This window comes from Rossellomorea sp. GCM10028870, from assembly GCF_042666755.1.
GTDB lineage: Bacteria > Bacillota > Bacilli > Bacillales > Bacillaceae_B > Rossellomorea.
Window position 1 is genome coordinate 1 of sequence record NZ_JBHTGN010000006.1, and the last position, 18,920, is coordinate 18,920.

The 18,920-nt window shown below is 40.4% G+C and carries 20 protein-coding genes and 1 riboswitch; of the genes, 2 read left to right on the forward strand and 18 right to left on the reverse strand.

What is annotated here, in order from left to right:
• Positions 1 to 136: 136 nt before the first annotated feature.
• The 15 genes from ACFQWC_RS20575 to ACFQWC_RS20645 all read right to left on the reverse strand — a co-directional run bounded on the left by ACFQWC_RS20575 (position 137) and on the right by ACFQWC_RS20645 (position 12,125).
• Positions 137 to 1,018 (reverse strand): phosphotransferase family protein, encoded by an 882-nt coding sequence (locus ACFQWC_RS20575; protein ID WP_377108974.1) that lies wholly within the window; start codon positions 1,016 to 1,018, stop codon positions 137 to 139.
• Positions 1,015 to 1,713, reverse strand: coding sequence for a class I SAM-dependent methyltransferase (locus ACFQWC_RS20580; protein ID WP_377108975.1), 699 nt, complete (start codon positions 1,711 to 1,713; stop codon positions 1,015 to 1,017). The genes ACFQWC_RS20575 and ACFQWC_RS20580 overlap by 4 nt, the downstream gene beginning before the upstream one ends.
• A 775-nt stretch (positions 1,714 to 2,488) precedes the next feature.
• A complete protein-coding gene (locus ACFQWC_RS20585; RefSeq protein ID WP_377108976.1) occupies positions 2,489 to 2,659 on the reverse strand; it encodes a hypothetical protein in 171 nt (56 codons plus the stop codon).
• Between the two features lie 149 nt (positions 2,660 to 2,808).
• On the reverse strand, positions 2,809 to 3,381 hold the full coding sequence (plsY, locus tag ACFQWC_RS20590) for a glycerol-3-phosphate 1-O-acyltransferase PlsY (RefSeq protein ID WP_377108977.1): 573 nt from the start codon (positions 3,379 to 3,381) through the stop codon (positions 2,809 to 2,811).
• Between the two features lie 854 nt (positions 3,382 to 4,235).
• Positions 4,236 to 4,508: a hypothetical protein gene (locus tag ACFQWC_RS20595; RefSeq protein WP_377108978.1), complete on the reverse strand. Its 273-nt coding sequence runs from the start codon at positions 4,506 to 4,508 to the stop codon at positions 4,236 to 4,238.
• Between the two features lie 141 nt (positions 4,509 to 4,649).
• Positions 4,650 to 4,949: a hypothetical protein gene (locus ACFQWC_RS20600; RefSeq protein ID WP_377108979.1), complete on the reverse strand. Its 300-nt coding sequence runs from the start codon at positions 4,947 to 4,949 to the stop codon at positions 4,650 to 4,652.
• A 69-nt stretch (positions 4,950 to 5,018) separates the two neighbouring features.
• The gene (locus ACFQWC_RS20605; protein WP_377108980.1) at positions 5,019 to 5,264 is read right to left on the reverse strand and encodes a hypothetical protein; all 246 of its coding nucleotides are present in this window, start codon (positions 5,262 to 5,264) and stop codon (positions 5,019 to 5,021) included.
• 159 nt (positions 5,265 to 5,423) lie between these two features.
• A complete protein-coding gene (locus ACFQWC_RS20610) occupies positions 5,424 to 6,182 on the reverse strand; it encodes a serine hydrolase (protein WP_324744912.1) in 759 nt (252 codons plus the stop codon).
• 107 nt (positions 6,183 to 6,289) lie between these two features.
• On the reverse strand, positions 6,290 to 6,565 hold the full coding sequence (locus tag ACFQWC_RS20615) for a DUF6161 domain-containing protein (protein WP_324748486.1): 276 nt from the start codon (positions 6,563 to 6,565) through the stop codon (positions 6,290 to 6,292).
• 26 nt (positions 6,566 to 6,591) lie between these two features.
• Positions 6,592 to 7,482: a DUF6161 domain-containing protein gene (locus ACFQWC_RS20620; protein WP_377108981.1), complete on the reverse strand. Its 891-nt coding sequence runs from the start codon at positions 7,480 to 7,482 to the stop codon at positions 6,592 to 6,594.
• A 312-nt stretch (positions 7,483 to 7,794) separates the two neighbouring features.
• Positions 7,795 to 8,241, reverse strand: a complete 447-nt coding sequence (locus tag ACFQWC_RS20625) for a hypothetical protein (RefSeq protein ID WP_377108982.1) — start codon at positions 8,239 to 8,241, stop codon at positions 7,795 to 7,797.
• 149 nt (positions 8,242 to 8,390) lie between these two features.
• Entirely contained in the window at positions 8,391 to 9,587 is a 1,197-nt protein-coding gene (locus tag ACFQWC_RS20630) for a M20 family metallopeptidase (RefSeq protein ID WP_377108983.1), read from the reverse strand.
• 12 nt (positions 9,588 to 9,599) lie between these two features.
• Complete coding sequence (locus tag ACFQWC_RS20635; RefSeq protein ID WP_377108984.1) at positions 9,600 to 10,436, reverse strand: MetQ/NlpA family ABC transporter substrate-binding protein; 837 nt, start codon at positions 10,434 to 10,436, stop codon at positions 9,600 to 9,602.
• Positions 10,437 to 10,447: 11 nt separating this feature from the next.
• Positions 10,448 to 11,110, reverse strand: coding sequence for a methionine ABC transporter permease (locus tag ACFQWC_RS20640; protein WP_299739167.1), 663 nt, complete (start codon positions 11,108 to 11,110; stop codon positions 10,448 to 10,450).
• Positions 11,100 to 12,125, reverse strand: coding sequence for a methionine ABC transporter ATP-binding protein (locus ACFQWC_RS20645; protein WP_377108985.1), 1,026 nt, complete (start codon positions 12,123 to 12,125; stop codon positions 11,100 to 11,102). Before ACFQWC_RS20645 ends, ACFQWC_RS20640 begins: the two co-directional genes overlap by 11 nt.
• 112 nt (positions 12,126 to 12,237) lie before the next feature.
• Positions 12,238 to 12,342: riboswitch (SAM riboswitch) on the reverse strand.
• Positions 12,343 to 12,975: 633 nt separating this feature from the next.
• Here ACFQWC_RS20645 and ACFQWC_RS20650 point away from each other — a divergent pair.
• Positions 12,976 to 13,545 (forward strand): glycerol-3-phosphate responsive antiterminator, encoded by a 570-nt coding sequence (locus ACFQWC_RS20650; RefSeq protein ID WP_377108986.1) that lies wholly within the window; start codon positions 12,976 to 12,978, stop codon positions 13,543 to 13,545.
• A 44-nt stretch (positions 13,546 to 13,589) separates the two neighbouring features.
• On the opposite strand, the gene ACFQWC_RS20655 is transcribed toward ACFQWC_RS20650, so the two are convergent.
• Complete coding sequence (locus tag ACFQWC_RS20655; protein WP_082051291.1) at positions 13,590 to 14,111, reverse strand: MgtC/SapB family protein; 522 nt, start codon at positions 14,109 to 14,111, stop codon at positions 13,590 to 13,592.
• 393 nt (positions 14,112 to 14,504) lie between these two features.
• Here ACFQWC_RS20655 and ACFQWC_RS20660 point away from each other — a divergent pair, with 393 nt between their 5' ends.
• The gene (locus ACFQWC_RS20660) at positions 14,505 to 17,489 is read left to right on the forward strand and encodes a lamin tail domain-containing protein (RefSeq protein WP_377108987.1); all 2,985 of its coding nucleotides are present in this window, start codon (positions 14,505 to 14,507) and stop codon (positions 17,487 to 17,489) included.
• A 153-nt stretch (positions 17,490 to 17,642) separates the two neighbouring features.
• On the opposite strand, the gene ACFQWC_RS20665 is transcribed toward ACFQWC_RS20660, so the two are convergent.
• Positions 17,643 to 18,314 carry a 5'-methylthioadenosine/S-adenosylhomocysteine nucleosidase family protein gene (locus ACFQWC_RS20665; RefSeq protein ID WP_341356802.1) on the reverse strand — a complete coding sequence of 224 codons (672 nt, stop codon included), beginning with the start codon at positions 18,312 to 18,314 and terminating at the stop codon, positions 17,643 to 17,645.
• Between the two features lie 51 nt (positions 18,315 to 18,365).
• Positions 18,366 to 18,596 carry a hypothetical protein gene (locus ACFQWC_RS20670; protein ID WP_341356803.1) on the reverse strand — a complete coding sequence of 77 codons (231 nt, stop codon included), beginning with the start codon at positions 18,594 to 18,596 and terminating at the stop codon, positions 18,366 to 18,368.
• Positions 18,597 to 18,920 lie beyond the last annotated feature (324 nt).

An 18,920-nucleotide genomic window follows, 5' to 3' on the forward strand; every position in this document is an offset into this window, starting at 1 on the left:
CTTAATACAAAACCTTCCATAACAAGCATAGTGGAAGGCTATTTGGTATGCCCAAATTTAGTGTAACATGTTTATTCTGAACTTTTCATTGAAAAATGTTGACAAACTATTAGCTGGTTTAATGGAAGAAGCAAAATTATATAGCCTTTATAATTTCCCCATGAAGGTTAGCGAAGCGCTTCAATGCACGACTTCCTTGAGCTTTTTCATCCAACTCTTCAAATATAAGAGTAAGCATAAGACTGGTATCCATTTGATACAGCCACCTTACCAAGTCTGGTACTTGGTTAACTTTATTCTCAAAATCATAATAACTTTCAATAAATCCATCACTCAAGAAACCGTACTCATTAATTCTCATCAATTCCAATACTGGGTCCCCCATTAAGGCATTTGTCCAATCAAAAATACCGACTACTTGCTGATCCTTAAATAGAATATTTTCAGGTCTTATATCCATATGCAATAAGTTATTCTTTGCCGGAAACGATTGAAATACTTTCATCAGTTCGTGCTTGTTTGGCAATAGAATGGATTGATTAAAAATGGAATTGAAGTTCTTTAAGTTTCTGGTGATTCGCTCTGATAAAACACTATGTGCATTAGGTAAAAAGTTTAGAGGAACTTTAATTTGATGTAGTTTTTTTACAAGCTTTCCTACCTCATATAAAGGGGGATTAATGTCAGTATCACTAGGTACATATTCTTGAATGATGAAATCCATTTCTTCCCCTTTATGAAAAAGGTGTATTTTAGGAGCCGGTAACCGATTTTGGTAACAAAACATCGTTAATTTATATTCTTTCTCTAGTCCTTCTCTAGAATCGATTCTTTTTGCCTGATTCTTACTCATTGTGTGCCAAGGTACTCTAATAACAACCTTACCCCATTCATGAGTTTGTCCAATAAACACACAATTCTCCACACCTGAAGCAAACGGTTGAATATTGACTAAACTACACAAATGTTTACATTCTCTCTCAACTTCTCTGATTAATTTTTCTACTATTTCACTCATTTTATGAACAAACCTGCTATAAGATCTGATGAACCAAAAGTCTTCCCATCACTACTTTCGACCATCCTTCGCATTTCTAACTGCTTAAAGTCGCTAAAAATATCTGTTAATGAATCTAGGGTGTACCCTAAACCACCCATTAAAGTTCCTTTTTGGTACACTTCTATATCAGTTAAATCAGCTCCTCCTAAATTTCCCCCAACAGCAAAACATGTAATTCCAAAAAGACCCTTTTCTTTTAGACCTCTCTTCAATAACTCAATATAGGTAATTCTCCTGTGGGGGGCTAGATGGTGAAAACAGCCAGAGTCATAAATGAAATCATATTCTCCCTTTTGCACATTCAATTCAAATATATTTTCATGAATATAATTAATAGCGAGACCTCTTTCGTCCGATCGCTCTTTGGCCCATTCTAGTGAAATCTTCGACAAATCCACTGCATCTACTTCAAATCCATTTTCGGCTAAATATATTGCGTTTCTTCCTGCTCCGCATCCAAGATCTAATACTTTCCCTGATTTGACTATTCCTTTTTGTAGATAGGAAACTAAATTTTCATCAGGTGTATTTTTGAAAATTGGAACCTTTTTATCTCGGTCGGAATAAAATTCATCCCAAAACAAAGATGGATCTCTTAATAGAGAATCTAACATTTCTAATAAACCTGGATAATCCTTTATGGCTTCAGTCATAATAAACACTCCTAACAATTAATGATAATTTAATTATACTAAAGGGAACTCGTTCCATTGTTTCTACAATTTTACATTAGTGTTATTTCAATCAGAGAACTATGAGTTAATAACACCTCAGACATCTTCTATAACCTACGTAATAGCTTCATAATTAATCACAAATCCTATTTTAATGCTCTTATACTCTTATTAAACAGAAGGCCATGAATAGTGATTTTCACACTTTTCAGAAGACCTTATAATCGATGTTCTCCCACTGTTTATTACATTTATTACATTTCTGTAACATATTGTCTGTTATTTGCAATTACTTTCTAATACCTGTAGCCCCTTGAATAGACAGTATCAATTTATCCAAAATGATGGCGCAATCCATTTGGATTGCGCCGATTAGCATGTCTATTCCATTAAACTGCCCTTTACTTCAACAAAGCAATTAGCCTTTTTAAATGAATAATTTTCGTTTCCGAAAATGAATTCTAAGATCATTTAGTCAAGCCATTTTAATATTATTATTGTTAAGAAAATGATAGCTATTATTATTACTTCAAATTTATTTTTGTATTTTCTTTTCCTCCTGATTTTTTGTCTATATTTATTTTGAATATTAAATGAATCTTTATTGTTGGGCTTCTCCATTTCTGACCTCCGAATAGAATAAGACCTTATATATATCCAATTATTTCAAAATCGAGCACCTTTCTCAAGAAAAACTTTAAACGAAAAGAAGCTTATCCTTATTCTGGATAAGCCCCCTTTAGCTTAATAACATCTACATAACCCAAGTAAGAAGAACTGAGATTATAAAACTTTGAATCAGTAAAATTGAATATCCTTTTTTCTTGCCTGCTTTACCTTTGGATAAGTATGTATTTAATATAAAGCTGATTAAAACTACTACAAGGAAAGTGAAAATAAAGGTTAATATAAATTCATTAGCCATTTCTCCTTCTCCTTTTTTCTTGACTTTTAACAGTTGATATCATAATTTCTTTAAATTGGTTGTTGAATTATCCTGCCCTTTACTTGAACATTGGGCGACTGCTTGTAAAGCAATCGCCCCCGTTTACTTAACAAATATACTCAATATTTTTAAAATATTTTGTTCTCTGTTCCATTTAGAATTCTCTTTATATTTTGCCGATGAAGAATGATTATTGTTACGCTTATTAGTAGCGAAAGTGCTATGATCACTTTATCTTCAAATACTAGACTGTAGATAAATAATGCTATACTAGCCAACATAGAACTTAGTGATACATACTTTGTAAGTAACAAAGTTAGTACAAACACAACAAAACCAGCCAAAACACCTAAAGGTGTCAAAAACAAAAAAACTCCAGTTGCTGTCGCAACAGCTTTTCCACCTTTAAAATTAGCAAATATAGAAAATATGTGTCCTAATATAGCTAATAAGCCACAAACAATAGGGTTAATCGTAGAACTAAGTATTATTGGAAGTAAACAAGCAAGTGTACCTTTTAATATATCTGCAATTGCAACAAGTACTCCTGCTTTTATGCCTAAAACTCTATAAGCATTCGTTGCACCAAGATTTCCACTACCATAATCACGAATATCTTTCTTATAAAACACTTTACCGATCATTAAAGCAAATGAAATTGATCCTATTAAGTAACTTAAAATCAGAGTTAGAATGGTCAAATAAGTATTATCTCCTCATTTATTTTGTTATTATAAGTATTTCTATTTATTGTATATTATTTCCTGCAATGCTTCTTGCATTAAACTGTCCAATAATTGAAGAAGGGCAGTAGCTGGCGATCAATTAGCTGATCTTCAGTTATTGCCCCCTTTACTGGAAGCACTAAGTGCTCATTATAATAAGGTTACATATAAATCTTTTAGAACCGCTAGTGACGTAATAGCAGCAGTACCTATATAAAAATAGCCACTTTTAATTTCTCTATTCTTAAATTTTTCAAATCCTGTCAGCAGGAAAAACACTAATAAAAATGAAAGCGCTATAGATGTGGGCAATTCAACGGATTTAATAAAAAAATGTGTGACTGCCAACCCAATTCCAATGATAGCGAATATATAATTTACTTTTTTAAAAATCTCGATAATTATCCCTCCTAATTATCTTGAAAACAATTTACTTATTAGACGGAACCCCATCAGCATAAGTTTCAGACTTATTCCATTAACCTTTACTTGAACAAAGAGGCGGCTGCTTTTTCAGCAAACGCCCCATTTACTTTAACAATGAATTTATAATTACTGTTCCCCAATAAAGAAAACTCATAGATAAAAACACATATGGCAAAACAGTAAGTACTTTAGGTAATTTTCCATAAAAATAAATTATTGCTAATCCTACCAATATGTGAACAATAACAAAAAGAAAAATATTCACTCATTTCACCTCTACCAAATTGTAACATTTTGTATTAAGTGAGTGTATACTTCTTCCACTAACCTGCCCAATAATTGAATAAGAGTAATAGGCGGATCAAGTTAGCTGATTTTCCGTTATTGCCCCGTATGTATAATAACTAGAAAAATAAATAATATGATATTACAAATAACAAAATTATGGAGATGATGGCTCTAATCCACGTAATCTTTTTGCTTACTCCAGCTTTTTCTTCAAGGAAATTAACATAGTTCATTGTAAATATAAAACCATATAATACTATTAGATATCCACCGTTATTACCACTATTGAGTCCTTCTGCAATATATCTCATTGCTGCTAAAGCAACCAATAACAATCCAACTGAGCCAAAAATCATATTGAGATATAATCTTTGTTTCCCTTCCCTCATCTAATCCCTCCATTAATCAACGTTGTTCAACATTCCTGTCCTTTACTTGAACAAATGGCGGCTGCTTGTTCAGCAAAGGCCCCCGTTAATGGAATGATTATCTTCTATTAGCTGGCATATTTATATTGGTATAAATGAAAATCATTTAGCTGATTTCCATTTATACGCCCGTTTGCGGAAAATACAAAATATCTCCAATCCAAGGTAAAAAAGAAGTCCAATGGCCATTATGATATTTCCCCAAACCATCCACCCCATTCCAGTCCAACCTCTAATATAGACAATCCCTATAATAAAAGCGATGTAACCGAGAAGCATCACGACGAAGGGAGTAATTAACACTTTTTTAAACTTTGTAAACAAAAAGTGAACAAAAAACAAGATCACAATGGCACCTAAGACTTCCAAAGATGTTACCGCATCCCCCAATAAATCCCTCATACAACAATCTCCCCCTAATTATCCATTTAGCTTTTTATTACCTGAGAAAATTAAAGAAATTGTATTGACTTAACCGCCTATCCCCTTTGCTAATAATAAGAAAAATGCAAAAATAAGAACTGCTCCATTCGTCAATACGCCTATAATCCCTGATAACCACTTTTTAGAAATGACAGCAAAAACGATTCCTAATACTGAAAGAATTCCCAAAATGGTAATCGCCAACGACAAATCAGCGTTTGGTCCTCTTAGTATCAGAAACACAGTTGCACTAATTAGTACCATTAATACTGATAATAGACCGTATTTGTTCATCTTTTCATTCCACCTCTTCAATTCTCTTGAGTTTTTTCTTTGTTTTTCCTTTCTAAATTAGACGGAAGCCGAGTCACTTTGGATTCAAATTACTCCGTTAACCTGCCCTTTACTTGAACAAAGGGTGGCTGCTTATCCAGTATGTAAGATTAAAGCTGATTACTGTTTTAAATATTCAGCATAAAGCAATTCCATAGCTTCAATAATCTTATTGTCAGCAACCTGATTGCTTAATCTATTAGTTAAATTAACCGCCCCTAGTGCATAGATATAAGGCTGTTGATTAAAGTCACCAATTACACCTATATCAACAACAACATTTTCTAATCCACCTGTCATATGGTTAAGATGGTGTGCGGGTATTTTTTTAATATCTCCCTTTTGTCTAACCAAACCATTTACGATTGGTGTCCATAAGAGAGGTTGTGTTTGGTACCCCTGATATATATGAATCATCAAATCAAGCATTTCATTTAGTTGAGCCTTATTTTCAATATCCCTTGGGTTTTCAGTAACACTTATTGAAGGATAGTAAGACTTGATGAACTTGTTTAACTTTTCCCAACCACCACAAAAATCAACAATACATCTGGCGATATAACTATCGTGGCAAGCAATCATCACTTCAACCGCTTCTCTCAAAGGGAGCGTTTGTCTGTTTTGTAGATGAGGATAAACTTCTTTGCTATCTTCAGCTGGATTAAATGACACTTCTTCAATAATATCATCCCAATTTACCAAATCATCATCTACCCATTTCGCTACACAAAATGCTATTGCTACTTTTGCAGATGATGCAAGAGGGACTTCAATCTCACTATTCAAGGAGAATTTTTCTCTCTTTTCTACTGTAGAATATATAGCTATCCCTATTTCTCCTACATCTATTTCTTCAATTTTTTCTATAACTTTACTCACTTTTCTTCACCTACTTAGTTTTCTCTAGCCCTGATACAAACCTTCCATTAAAGAATAAAGGAAAAATGAAGTATGGCTGCATGGAAACTGTTAAAGTTGGAAACCCTCTACTTTGTGTTTTTAAGTATTTGTGTCAAAAAATTATTCGGCATTACAGGTCCTGAATCACCTTTTATCAATCCACTTTCTGATCTACTAAAAATAGATTGTAAAATAATCTGCTTTTCTTCAGTAGGATAATTTTCTTCTGCATTTATTAATGCGAGATAAACATTAGTTAGTTGGGCCCTTTCTTCGTAATCTGTAGAAAGATGAAACCGACTCATTGTAATCTTGACTCCTTGACTTAAAAGGTAAAAACCAATTGAAGTGGCTACGCCCACAATTAAATATTTTTGTAAAGTATTAGTTACATTTGTTGTGTCAGAAAGGTTAAGATGTGATGATAATCCCAAATTATTAACCCTAATCCTAATCCAATAATTAGAGAAATCGAAGACCAAATAATGCCCTGTGTCTTATAAGTCTTTGAAAGTTCTGTCCAATACTGGGTTGGTCCACTTAACTTTAGTTTCTCTGAATATTGCGCCTCTAAAGTCTCAATTTCTGTCTTCTTCTGACTTACTAATTCAGCAACTTCCTTTTTCCACTCATTATTTAATGTACTAATATCACCGAGGGTCTTTTCTTCTATGTTACTAAGAAAATTTTGAAGATTTTTAATTTTTTCCTCTAACTCTTCCTTTTTCAATTTTAAAGAATCGATTTCATTTTCATAATCCGATTGATAATCATTGAAAATATCTTCCGGTGATTCTAATAATCCTTGAATTTCTTTCTTTTTTACAAACCCTTTTTCGAATAGAATTGCTAAAAATGCCCCATATATTAACCTACTATCGAGATCCTCATTACGCGTATTAAATGGCTTATTTGCTATGTATTTATGGAATCCTTTAGCTTCTATCGAATCTAGCTTGTTTATTAGTTTTCCTTCTGGTGATTTTGAATATATAATTTCCTTGTTATTAGAGAGATTAACAAGGAGATTATATAACTCCCTAACGTTAGTTGTGGCTTGGTGTGAGTTTGTACTATGATTTACAAATTGTTTTATCTTATTTGTCAAATTTGACCGTTGTTGATCTTCCAGTATTTTTGACCACACTGGAAACTCTTCATTAATAAAATTAATTATCTCTTGGGGGGTAGAAAAAGAAACAGTAGTTTTTTTAAATTCGGTCTCCCAACGCTTTTCCAATTCTTGTTTAACTTGTTCATTAGTGATAACAAATTCCATAAATGCACCCTCTAAAGTTTTATAGCTGAATGTTTCATAATACCAATTATTTCAAATTTTATGATTTTGAGCAATACTCTTGTTCAACTAAATGGCCCTTTAATGGAATCCCCCCATAAAAATTAAGCAAGGAAAATGTTAAAGCTTATACTATAATGAAGGCAATAACATGCCCCCTTCTTAAAGAAGGAGCTCGTTCTTTACTTCTTTCGATAAACGATAAAAAACCCGAACTAATTTGACTCCCTTAAGGTAAATTAGTTCGGATTTCACTAAGAAAACTATCGAATGCTCTTTTAATGATAGGAACGTTTACTCGCTCATATCTTCTTCCATATTCTTCTCTTTCAGATGATCCTCGACTTCCTGCATGGTTTTGAAGTTTGAAACATCTGTCACTTCCAGGCCATCCGTTTCAACTGCGACAAATCCGTCTGACGATTGGAGGATTTGTGCTTTTATTTCTTCATTCCCTGTCAAGTTGTACTTCTTGACGAGGGTGGTTTCTCCTTTTTCCTCCATCGCTGTCAGTTCAGCAGAATAGGAATCCAGATCCATTCCCTTTTGGATTCGTTCCTGCAGCTTTTCACTGTCGAGAAGTTCGGCTGCCGGCTCGTCCATTTCCTTCGAATCCTGCTGGTTACTCATTTCTGCCGTATCGCCTGAGGTATTATCTTCGGGTTCGGCCTCTTCTGAACCGCATGCTCCCAGTATGGAGAGTGCGAAAAGAAGATTACCTGCTATCAGTCGTTTTTTCATGTCATTCTCCTTTCTTTCGTTTCTACGATACAATCTCTCATTTGTTCATTATCCTTTTAGTGTTTTTGTTAAACATTGGAACATTCTCCATTAACCGCCGCATCTTTCACACAAAAAAAGACAGCCCTGATTCGGCTGTCTTTTCGTCTTTATTTACTTGAACCGAACTCTTCCCATATTTCCTCTAAAAGCCCCTTATCCGTCAGCAGTTCATACCCTGTCAGCGCAAGTGCCTTTGCTCCGATCACAAGCGCACGGTCACCCTCGGTGGATTTAGCCGCTTCCCTGAATTCGTTCGTGTGGACGACGAGGGATTCGGGGCCGATTTTGATGTAGGGGTGGATGGTCGGGACCACCCGGCTGACGTTACCGGCATCGGAGGAACCGAGTCCCTTTCGTTCTGTATCGTCGAAGTATTCCCCCAGTGACTCGATGGAGCGCTGGAATACTTGATCGAAACGGCGGTTGAGCTGAAAGTGATCGACTTCATTTTGGATTTTGATGACATTCAGTTCTGTCCCCGTGGCAAGTGCCGATCCCTCAGCGATCGCTTTCACCTTCTGCGTGACTTCATTGCACGCTTCCCTGGTGGCAGCCCGTATATAGAATCGGGCCTTTGCATAGTCAGGGACGATATTGGGTGCGTCCCCGCCGTGGGTGATGATGCCGTGGACCCTGACATCATCGGTCACGTGCTGGCGAAGGGCGTTAATGCCGTTGAACAGCTGGATCACACCATCAAGGGCATTGATGCCGTCTTCAGGGGAAGCTGCCGCATGGGCAGATCTTCCTTTGAATTCGAAATCAAGTGGATCCACCGCAAGGGTTTTCCCTGTCTGTGTTGTCCTGTTGAACGGATGGACCATCATGCAGGCATCCACTCCTTCGAACAAGCCCGCCTTAACAAAACTGCCCTTCGCACTTCCATTCGGACCGCCTTCCTCGGCAGGAGTCCCGAACACGACCACTTCCCCTCCTGTTTCATCGAGTACGGACGACAGGGCGATGGCCGCCCCGCAGCTTGCCGTCCCGATGATATTGTGACCACAGGCGTGACCGAGTCCAGGCAGGGCGTCATATTCAGCCAGGTAGCCGATGACCGGCCCTTCTTTTCCTGAATGTTTGCGTGCCACAAAGGAAGTCTCATGGCCCGCCACTCCCCGTTCAATGGAAAATCCGTTGGCTGCAAGGAGGGTGGTCAAGGTCTCTGAAGCAAAGAACTCTTCGTTACCGATTTCAGGATTGTCGTGGATCTGATGGCTGGTCGACACGAGTTTCACAGCCAGTTGATCCACTGCCGAGAGGATGTTGTTCTTACGATGGGCAATCGCTGCTGGTTGACTCATCTCTTTTCCCTCCTAATGCAATTCACTGACCGGCACGAATGTCGGGATCAGGGAATCTTTGTATGTTTTCTTGATATGTTCCGCTACGTCATCTTCCTGATAGAGCTCAACGATCTTTTTATAGGTCTTATTGTCTTTCTCTTTTTCCTGGGCAGCTATGATATTGATGAACGGCTTGGATTCCGCCCCTTCGATATAGATACTATCATCAACCGGAATGAACCCAGCTTCAACCGCCACACCATTATTGATGATCGATGCCGCCACATCCGGCAGTACCCTCGGTGTCTGGGCAGCGACGACCGGTGTGAATTCAAGGTTTTTCGGGTTTTCTTTAATGGCTTCGAGACCCTGTGACTGATCAAATCCTTTTTTCAGTTGTATCAAGCCTGCTTCCTCCAGTAGGAGAAGGGCACGGCCAAGGTTCGTCGCCTCTTGAGGAACGGCTACTTTACTGCCTTTCGGTAAGTCTTCTACCGATTGATATTTTTCCGAATAGATTCCCATCGGCGCGATGATCGTCGAGCCGATCGGTACAAGGTCCAGATTATGTTCTTCAACGAATGAATCAAAATACGAAATCGTCTGGAAGGCGTTCAGGTCGATATCCCCATCGGCCAGCGCCTGGTTCGGTCTCACGTAATCGGCAAACTCCACAATCTCGATTTCAATCCCTTCCTTCGCTGCTTTCTCCTTCATATACTCCCAAATCGGCACCCCAGATCCATTCACTCCGACTTTCACGACTTCTTTTTCACCTGAGCCGGATGCACTGTCTCCCGAGCAGCCGCTCAAGATAAGGGTGATTAATAGAATGGCGATACTTGCCAGGCTGATTGATTTTTTCATATTCCTCTCTCCTAACGTCTCCTGATGATTTTTGATAATGTATTCCCTGCTGTCTGCAGTCCCTGCACCATCACGATTAAAATGATGACGGTCACGATCATGACGGATGTTTCAAATCGCTGATATCCGTAAGCAATGGCGAGGTCCCCGAGTCCACCGCCTCCGACTGCCCCGGCCATGGCCGATGCTCCGACGAGTCCGATGGTCGCGATCGTAATATTCAGGACCAGTGTACTCAGTGCTTCCGGAATGAGGATCCCGAAGATGATCTGCCACGGCCCTGCCCCCATGGACTCCGCCGCTTCAATGACACCCGGTTCCACTTCAAGGAGCGAGCTCTCTACCAGTCTTGCAATATACGGTGCTGCAAATACGACAAGCGGTACCACGGCTGCCGCCGTTCCGATCGATGTGCCCACTACCAATCTTGTAAAGGGGATGATGGCCACCATCAAGATGATGAACGGGATCGAACGAAATACGTTGATGATGCTGCTCAATACGGAAAAGACGACTTTATTTTCAAGTAAGTGCCCCTTCCGCGTGACAACGACGATGATGCCGAGGGGAAGCCCAATCAACGTTGCAAATAGAAGGGAGAATGACACCATCGCCACGGTATCCCATGTCGCTTCAATAATTCTTGGCCAGAATAATTCCCAGTTAACTTGCACGCTTCTCCACCTCGCTTACGAATAATCTGTTCTTCCAATAATCCAGGATCTCTTCCGTCTCTTTCTTGCTGCCAATGATCTGTACGATGAGATTCCCGAACGGCTTACCTTGGAGTTCCGTGATCTGGCCGAATAACACATTGATGTGGGCATCGAATTTCTTTGCCGTTTCGGAAAGGATCGGCGTGCCCGTCGAATCACCCTTGAAAATGAGGCGGCAGATGCGCCCTTCTTTGCTGTCATTCAATTTGTCGAGAACCGATGCCGGCAGCTGATCATTCATGACACTCTTCACAAAGTTTTTCGTCGTCGGGGTCTGCGGGTTGGAGAAGATATCGAAGACGCTTCCCTCTTCAACGATTTCTCCATTTTCCATGACCGCGACCTTATCGCAGATTTCCCGGATGACCCCCATTTCGTGAGTGATCATCACAATCGTAATGCCATACTCCGCGTTGATTCTCTTTAATAAATTCAGAATCGATTCCGTCGTCTGAGGATCAAGTGCGGATGTTGCTTCATCGCAGAGTAGAATCGAAGGCGACGTCGCCAGGGCTCTTGCTATCCCCACCCTTTGCTTCTGCCCTCCTGACAGTTGATCCGGGTAATGCTTCGCTTTATCTTCAAGTCCGACAAACGCGAGCAATTCCTTTACTCTCTCGCTGATCTTTTCTTTTGGCCATTTTGCAAGTTTCAGAGGATAGGCGATATTCCCTGCCACCGTCCGGGATTGAAACAGATTGAAGTGCTGAAAAATCATCCCGATGCGGTGACGCTCCTGTCTCAGGTCGATTGCTGACTGATCTTTCAGGCTGCGCCCCTCTATGAAAATATCACCTGATGATGGTTTCTCTAAAAAATTGAGACAGCGGACAAGCGTGCTTTTTCCCGCCCCGCTGAATCCGATCACGCCATAAATCTCTCCCTTCTTCACTTCGAAGGAAACATTCTTCAAAGCGGTGAATGGGCCATCCTTCGTCTCGAATACTTTCGTAACATTCTGAACTCTGATCATATAAGACTTGCTCCTTTCGCTATGTATACTTCTTGTTGACGATCATGGCTCAAATAAAAAAGTGCCCCCCTTCATAAGAAGAGAGGCACAAAAATATGTATATGTCCCGCTCTTCTCATCTTTCAAGTCACATGACTTGATGGAATTGGCACGGTATTCATAAGAACCCGTTGCCGAGGTATCACAGGGCCAGTCCCTCCACCTCTCTGGATAAGAAGATATCGCTTTATTAAGTTAAAGTTATGATGCGTTTTAGCATTAGGGTAATGGTAAATGATTATAATTGGTTTGTCAATCCGGTTTTTGAATTAATTGTATTATGTTGGACAAACCGGGGACGGTCCTTACTCTACTTTTTGGCTTTAAGAGAAATTGAGATTAGTCGAAAGAAGAAGATAGAATCGGAATCTGCCACACTCTACGATAAAGAAAAATAAGCGGAGATTTTCCGGTTACATTCAGTTTGGAACTAGATTTGAGGGGAAATAAGCGGAGGTTTTCCGGTTATACAAAAAAAAATCACCTCTTATTGTACTTTTAGAGTCAATAGGCGGAATATGTCCCCTTATTTCAACCTTTTTTAATCGTCATGGCGAATTTAAGCGGAATATTTCCGTCTATTGATTAGCTCTGATGCTTAACCGGATCTCACTACCGATAATTGTGCTAGTCATCTTTTAACAGGCAGTCTAATATATTCACCTATAAAGGTACGACCCACACTCTCTAAAGGAGCGACCAATATATCGTCAATTCTCAGATCATCGCCTCCATTAAAGAAGAATCCCCAAACAACTATGCTATACTAAAAGAAAAAACAATATTCAGATTATTAAAAGGGGCCAATTCCATGAAACCTAACATTATCGACATCGTCCAATCCCAGGTCATCGCTTCCATCAAGGAAGAAAAGGACCTCGACAAAGCCATACAGTCAAACGCCAACATCGTGTTCATCCTAACCGGCAGTTTGATTACAATGGAAGGGTATTTAAAAAAGCTGAAGGAAGCCGGTAAAACCACGTTCATACATATTGATTTCATCGATGGGCTGTCCAACACGAAAAGTGCCATTAAATACATAGCAGAAATCTGGAAGCCCGCTGGCATCATCACAACGAGGAGCAACCTGATCAAATATGCAAAGGAAGAAGGATTGATGACGATCCAGCGCCTTTTTCTTATCGACCGCAATGCCCTTGACAAAGGAATTGATATCGCACAGAACTGCAAGCCGGATGCGATTGAAGTCCTTCCTGGTCTCATGCCGTCCATCATTGACAAACTGACGGCCATGACTACGCTGCCCATCATCGCTGGTGGCCTGATCAGTAATAAGGAAGATATTCTGAATGGACTAAGAGCCGGTGCCCTCGCCATTTCTTCAGGTGATCCGAAGCTCTGGAATCTGGATGTTTAACCAAAAAAAGAGCTCAACCACTGGGAGTTGAGCTCACTCTTTATTTACGTGCCAACCTTTTCTTCTTCCTCCTCTGTCTTACTTTTTTTCCGTGTCCATGGAAGAGGAAATGACGTGATTTCATGCTCTTCAAAGAAGTTTCCTATTTTCGTAATGATGAAGGTTACAAATGTTGCGAAGATGACAATGGAATAAAACCCGGCTCCGATACCAATCCCGATTCCCCCAACGTAGAAAATCATCGCAGCTGACGTCAGTCCTTTCACCCGCAATCCATCTTTCAGGATCACGCCCGCTCCAAGGAAACCGAGTCCCGATACGATCTGCGCCGCCAGACGAAACGGGTCCATCACTTTTCCGCTGTCCGGTTGACTGAGCATATTCGCCCCTTCGATGGAGACGATCGTGATCAATGTACAGGCCACCGATACATACGTATATGTTTTTAACCCGGCTGGTTTATTTTTCGATGTCCTGTCCCATCCGATGATGAACCCTAATACAGCACTCACCAAAATCCGGAAATAGATATCATGCTGCCAGAAAAATTCCGTTGCCTCATTCATGTAATGCGCCATGCCGCCATCCTCCTTAAATGAAAAAGAGATCGCGCCACAAAACGAATGCCTGATTTCTCCACTCCATAGTGAAAAAACCATACAGTTCGCTTCATAGGTGATCTCTTCTCCTCTTCCTACCAAGCTTCATTCCTCTTAATATTCCTTTTATCATACACCAATCAGCCAACCATTTCAATGATATATCTAAAAATTCTAAATTTTACAGAATGTGCATTGCCACTCTGAATCCCCCATTGTATGATGGAGTTAGTAAGATTATATAGCGGGTAGAGATGAGGAGAACCCTGTGTCAATTCGTGTGTACGATGATCGTGCACTCCATTGCCATGGGGTTCTTTTCATTTATACATAAATACCATTTAAAAGGAGGAAATGAAGTTGAAAAACAGATCTATCACCCGTATAGCCGTCCTTCTTGCTTTAGGAATCGCAGGACTCTTATTGCTTCATGCTCACAGCGCAAACGCGAAAGAAACCAATCCGCCTCTTGTCATCACGGAAATCGTCACCAAATCCGCAGGCACCGGTCAGCCCTTTGAGTACGTCGAAATCTATAACACCACCTCAGAAGCAATCAATCTACAAGATTATGAGCTCCAATACTTCACTAGTAACTTCTCAAGCCCCGCTAACCGATGGCCCATCGACGACAAAATCATCCAGCCGAAAGAATCCCTGGTCCTCTGGTTAAAGAAATTCGCTTATCCTGATGTACCGCTGTGGGACTTCAACTCCAACTATGACATGTATCTCACTCCCGATGACGTATACGAAATCAAGCTGACGACATCCGGTCAGGGTTTGCATGACAGCAGCCTTCGCCAGGTAGGGATTGCGGATGCGGAGGACAATATTCTCAGTACAGCGCTCATTAATGATGGGGTAGTTGATGGCATCACTAACCGAAGTATCATTTACAAGGCCACTATCTCAGCTGCAATGGAGAAGCTCGGAAACGATGAAGAACCGACTCCTGCCAGCCTGTTGAGTGAACAAGTGACTGGTCCTGCGACACCAACCAACCTGACTGCAACACCCGCCAACCAATCAATCACCCTTGAGTGGGAAGCTTCAGAAGGTGCAGTCTCCTATACGATCTACCACCCTGATGGAACGACCACTTCAACGGACACGACCACTTCAATCATGGATGGATTGGAAAATGGTCAGGCATACACATTCCGGGTGACGGCTGTCGACCCGGAAGGAAACGAATCCCCGGCCACAAAAGAAGTCCGGGCTGTCCCACAGGAGGTCGTGGACAGTGAAGCCCCTGCTACCCCAACCGGACTGAAAGCAACTCCAGGCAGTGATCATGTCAAGTTATTGTGGAACGCCAATACAGAACGTGATCTTGCAGGTTACCGCGTCTACATTAATGGAACATTTTACGGTACAGTCGCCCCTGACATGAAGAGCTTGATTATCTCCCCTCTGGAATTGAACAGGGAGTACTCTTTCGAGGTAACGGCACTCGATCAAGTCGGAAACGAATCGGAAGCTACAGCACCACTCGTCACAGGACCGACAGAAAACGTACCGACACCCAACCTACTGATCACCGAATTGATTCCGAACACCGATAACTATGCAGGCTATGATGCCTTCGAATATTTTGAGCTTTATAACAACAGCCCGGACCCAATCGACCTGAAAGGGTACCGATTCGCTTCCTATAACTGGGATGAAGAAATCGGGGACACTCACATACTAAAGCCTTGGGATACAGTGGTGATTTGGACTAGAAATACAGCCATCAACCCTATTTCCCAGGAAGCATTCAATTATAACTATTTCTATTCGTACAGTAGCAAATATCTTCAAGAAGAGGATACGATCGTCCTCGGGGATATCGCCGGCCTGGTCAACGGCGGCAATACACTGACCGTTTATGACCCTGATGGACTCGAAGTCGTCAGAGCCGAATACTCTGGAGAGGACGTTTCTCTAAAACAAACCGTCACCTATTCCTATCCAAAGGATAATACCCGGACAATGGAAAAATTGGCAGCCGGCCAATATCCGACACCGGGATGGGTTGTGGAAGATCAAGCACCGGATCGCCCCGTGTCAGATGAAGAAGCACCGGAAACACCGACCAACCTTGAGGCATCAGCGGGGAACGGTGATGCCGTTTTGACCTGGGACGCTTCAACTGAATCAGATCTATACCGTTATCACATTTACAAAGATGGGGAACTTGAATTCTCCATAGATCCATCCCAGACATCATTTACGCTCTATACGTTAGTTGGTAATCAAACATACACGTTACAAGTGAGCGCGGAGGATACATCAGGAAATGTATCGGAAAAATCAGATCCTGTACTAGTCACTCCTGAACACCAGATCATCACCCAGCTGGAACGGTGGGAACATGAAAAAGATCCTGCCTACCAAGGTTTGTGGGATATCAGTTCGGACGGTCCGGTGATCGCTGGACTTTCCCAAGGGCTCGTGCCTCAAGGATTGACCTATTATGCAAAAAAAGACTGGCTGCTTACCGTCAGCTACGTCGATGATGGGATTCGGCCTGGTACCATTACCGTAACAGACCGAAAGACGGGAGAGGTGGTGAAGTCCGTTGTCCTTTACAATACGGACGGCACACCGTATACCGGTCATGCAGGCGGTGTGACCGTTAGTCGTGATCACGGCTGGGTGGCATCCGAGAATCACTTATTCAGTTTTAATTTAAGCGACATGGTACAGGCAGAAAATAACGGGGAAATCCAGTTCACAAGACAGATTCCATTACCGGTCGAAGCCGCTTATACCGTATATGATGAAGGCATCCTCTGGGTCGGGGAATTCTATGAGGCAAACGCCTACCCGACCGATCCATCTCATCATATTGAGAACCGGGATGGGGAAATGCATTACGCCTGGATGATCGGCTTTGATTTGGAACGGAACAACGACATGCTTAGTGAAGAGCATTGGAATGGATCTCCTGACCATGACGCGGTGCCGGATTACGTTCTTTCTACGACAGGAAAAGTCCAGGGAGCCATCATGCAGAAGGCTGCAAGGAATGGCGTCACTCTCAGTACCTCCTATGGAAGAGCAAACGATAGCGTGCTGTACCGATATGAATACCCGTTAAAAGAAGACCCTCATGCCCATGTAACCATTGATGGAAAGCAAGTACCTCTCTGGTTCCTTGATGGCCACACGGCAAAACCGCGTCAGAGCATAGAAGCCATTCCGATGCCTGAGGGAATCGTGGAAGTACAAAAAGAGCTCTACGTCGTGTTTGAATCCGGTGCTGATAAATATCGTTATACGACCACCTATCCGATGGACCGGATGCTTATGATCGATATGAAGAAGTTGATGAAGGATGATAAGGGGATGGAGTAGCAATTTCACATCAGAAAAGGGCTTAGAGAATATCCACCTCTAAGCCCTTTTTCTTATTGCACTAACACACCACTTTGTCTTTTTTGTCCATTCACCATTTTTATCTGTAAGTAAAGTATTCCGCCGCAACTTTCCTGCCTTTATTAAATTTATTTAAATAAATATTTTTAGATATTCGCCAAATATTTTGTTCATCACCTTTGGTGTGTTTTCTAAATAAACATTCATTTGTTCAATGTTCGATTCGAACTTATCGGAGGTTCTTTCATCTGTTGGAAAATCAGATATTCCTTTAATGATAATGCATTCAACATCATTCTTCTTACAGATATAAGCAATTGCACCCGCTTCTGTATCGGCTATTGTTATTTCGTTTTCTTTCAGTTCTAAATAGTCCTTCCACATCACTACTGCTTTATCAGCGGTGGCAATAGTTCCGGTATAAAAATCATTTCCATAGTTTGATAGATCAATATCGACTATGAAAGATTGTTTAATAAAAGGCTCAATTTCTTTTACAGTGCAATCATATTGAACGGCTTTATCGGGTACAAAAATATCCAAATTACTGAACGTATCATCTATTCCTGCACATGTTCCAGCAACGATTACTTTCGTTAAATTAAATTTAGAAATCATATACTGATTACCACCAACACCATTTACTTTTCTTACACCGGTACTATAAAAAACAAGTTCAGCATCATTTATTGTTCTCATGAAATACTCGCCATAAGGATAACCGAAACGTTCGTTTTCTTTTACGCTAAAGTACTCCAATGTCGCATCATATTCCCACTTCGTCGCTATACTTATTCCCATCATTGACTTATCATCCTACAAATATAATTTTTTAAATACATCTACAACCAACAATTATCCAATGTAATTATGAAAACACCAAACAATAAGAATCATACTAACAATTCCCCAAGCTGCGGCACTCACGATCCACCAAATTATGGACTTAGCTTTAATTGAACTCTCCTCGTCTTCCAAATTTGATATTATGTAAGCGAGCTGGTTTTCCATACTTGTTTTTATAGAATTGAGCGCAGTAAATCCGACTATTATAAAACCAATAGTTATCCAGATTAATAAGTCCATATTTTATACCTCACTCACTTTCTTTTTACTTTCAATCCTATTTTTTCAATTATCTTGCCCGAAAATGCAATATCCAATATTTACAAGTTTATCACACAATTTCAAACAAGTGGCTAATCTCTTCAAGAACGTTGCGAATTGACAACTCACTTGTCAAAACCGGGACATTTCTTACTATACTTTCATGGATGAATCCGGGTGATGGTCGAAAGGAAATAGTAGAGACTGAACTGTGCCTCCCACTAGCACAAAAGAGTTATAACCCCAAAAAATCCGAACGATGATTCGAAATTCTTTAATGAAAATCGAATTCGCTCGGATTTT

Excerpts from the sequence above, each read along its gene's own strand:
- ACFQWC_RS20600 (WP_377108979.1), bottom strand. The coding sequence starts at position 4,949 with ATGAGGGATTTATTGGGGGATGCGGTAACATCTTTGGAAGTCTTAGGT.
- ACFQWC_RS20645 (WP_377108985.1), bottom strand. The coding sequence starts at position 12,125 with ATGATCAGAGTTCAGAATGTTACGAAAGTATTCGAGACGAAGGATGGC.
- ACFQWC_RS20650 (WP_377108986.1), top strand. The coding sequence starts at position 12,976 with ATGAAACCTAACATTATCGACATCGTCCAATCCCAGGTCATCGCTTCC.
- ACFQWC_RS20595 (WP_377108978.1), bottom strand. The coding sequence starts at position 4,508 with ATGAGGGAAGGGAAACAAAGATTATATCTCAATATGATTTTTGGCTCA.
- ACFQWC_RS20655 (WP_082051291.1), bottom strand. The coding sequence starts at position 14,111 with ATGAATGAGGCAACGGAATTTTTCTGGCAGCATGATATCTATTTCCGG.
- ACFQWC_RS20635 (WP_377108984.1), bottom strand. The coding sequence starts at position 10,436 with ATGAAAAAATCAATCAGCCTGGCAAGTATCGCCATTCTATTAATCACC.
- ACFQWC_RS20630 (WP_377108983.1), bottom strand. The coding sequence starts at position 9,587 with ATGAGTCAACCAGCAGCGATTGCCCATCGTAAGAACAACATCCTCTCG.
- ACFQWC_RS20580 (WP_377108975.1), bottom strand. The coding sequence starts at position 1,713 with ATGACTGAAGCCATAAAGGATTATCCAGGTTTATTAGAAATGTTAGAT.
- ACFQWC_RS20670 (WP_341356803.1), bottom strand. The coding sequence starts at position 18,596 with ATGGACTTATTAATCTGGATAACTATTGGTTTTATAATAGTCGGATTT.
- ACFQWC_RS20575 (WP_377108974.1), bottom strand. The coding sequence starts at position 1,018 with ATGAGTGAAATAGTAGAAAAATTAATCAGAGAAGTTGAGAGAGAATGT.
- ACFQWC_RS20665 (WP_341356802.1), bottom strand. The coding sequence starts at position 18,314 with ATGATGGGAATAAGTATAGCGACGAAGTGGGAATATGATGCGACATTG.
- ACFQWC_RS20585 (WP_377108976.1), bottom strand. The coding sequence starts at position 2,659 with ATGGCTAATGAATTTATATTAACCTTTATTTTCACTTTCCTTGTAGTA.
- ACFQWC_RS20625 (WP_377108982.1), bottom strand. The coding sequence starts at position 8,241 with ATGAAAAAACGACTGATAGCAGGTAATCTTCTTTTCGCACTCTCCATA.
- ACFQWC_RS20620 (WP_377108981.1), bottom strand. The coding sequence starts at position 7,482 with ATGGAATTTGTTATCACTAATGAACAAGTTAAACAAGAATTGGAAAAG.
- ACFQWC_RS20605 (WP_377108980.1), bottom strand. The coding sequence starts at position 5,264 with ATGAACAAATACGGTCTATTATCAGTATTAATGGTACTAATTAGTGCA.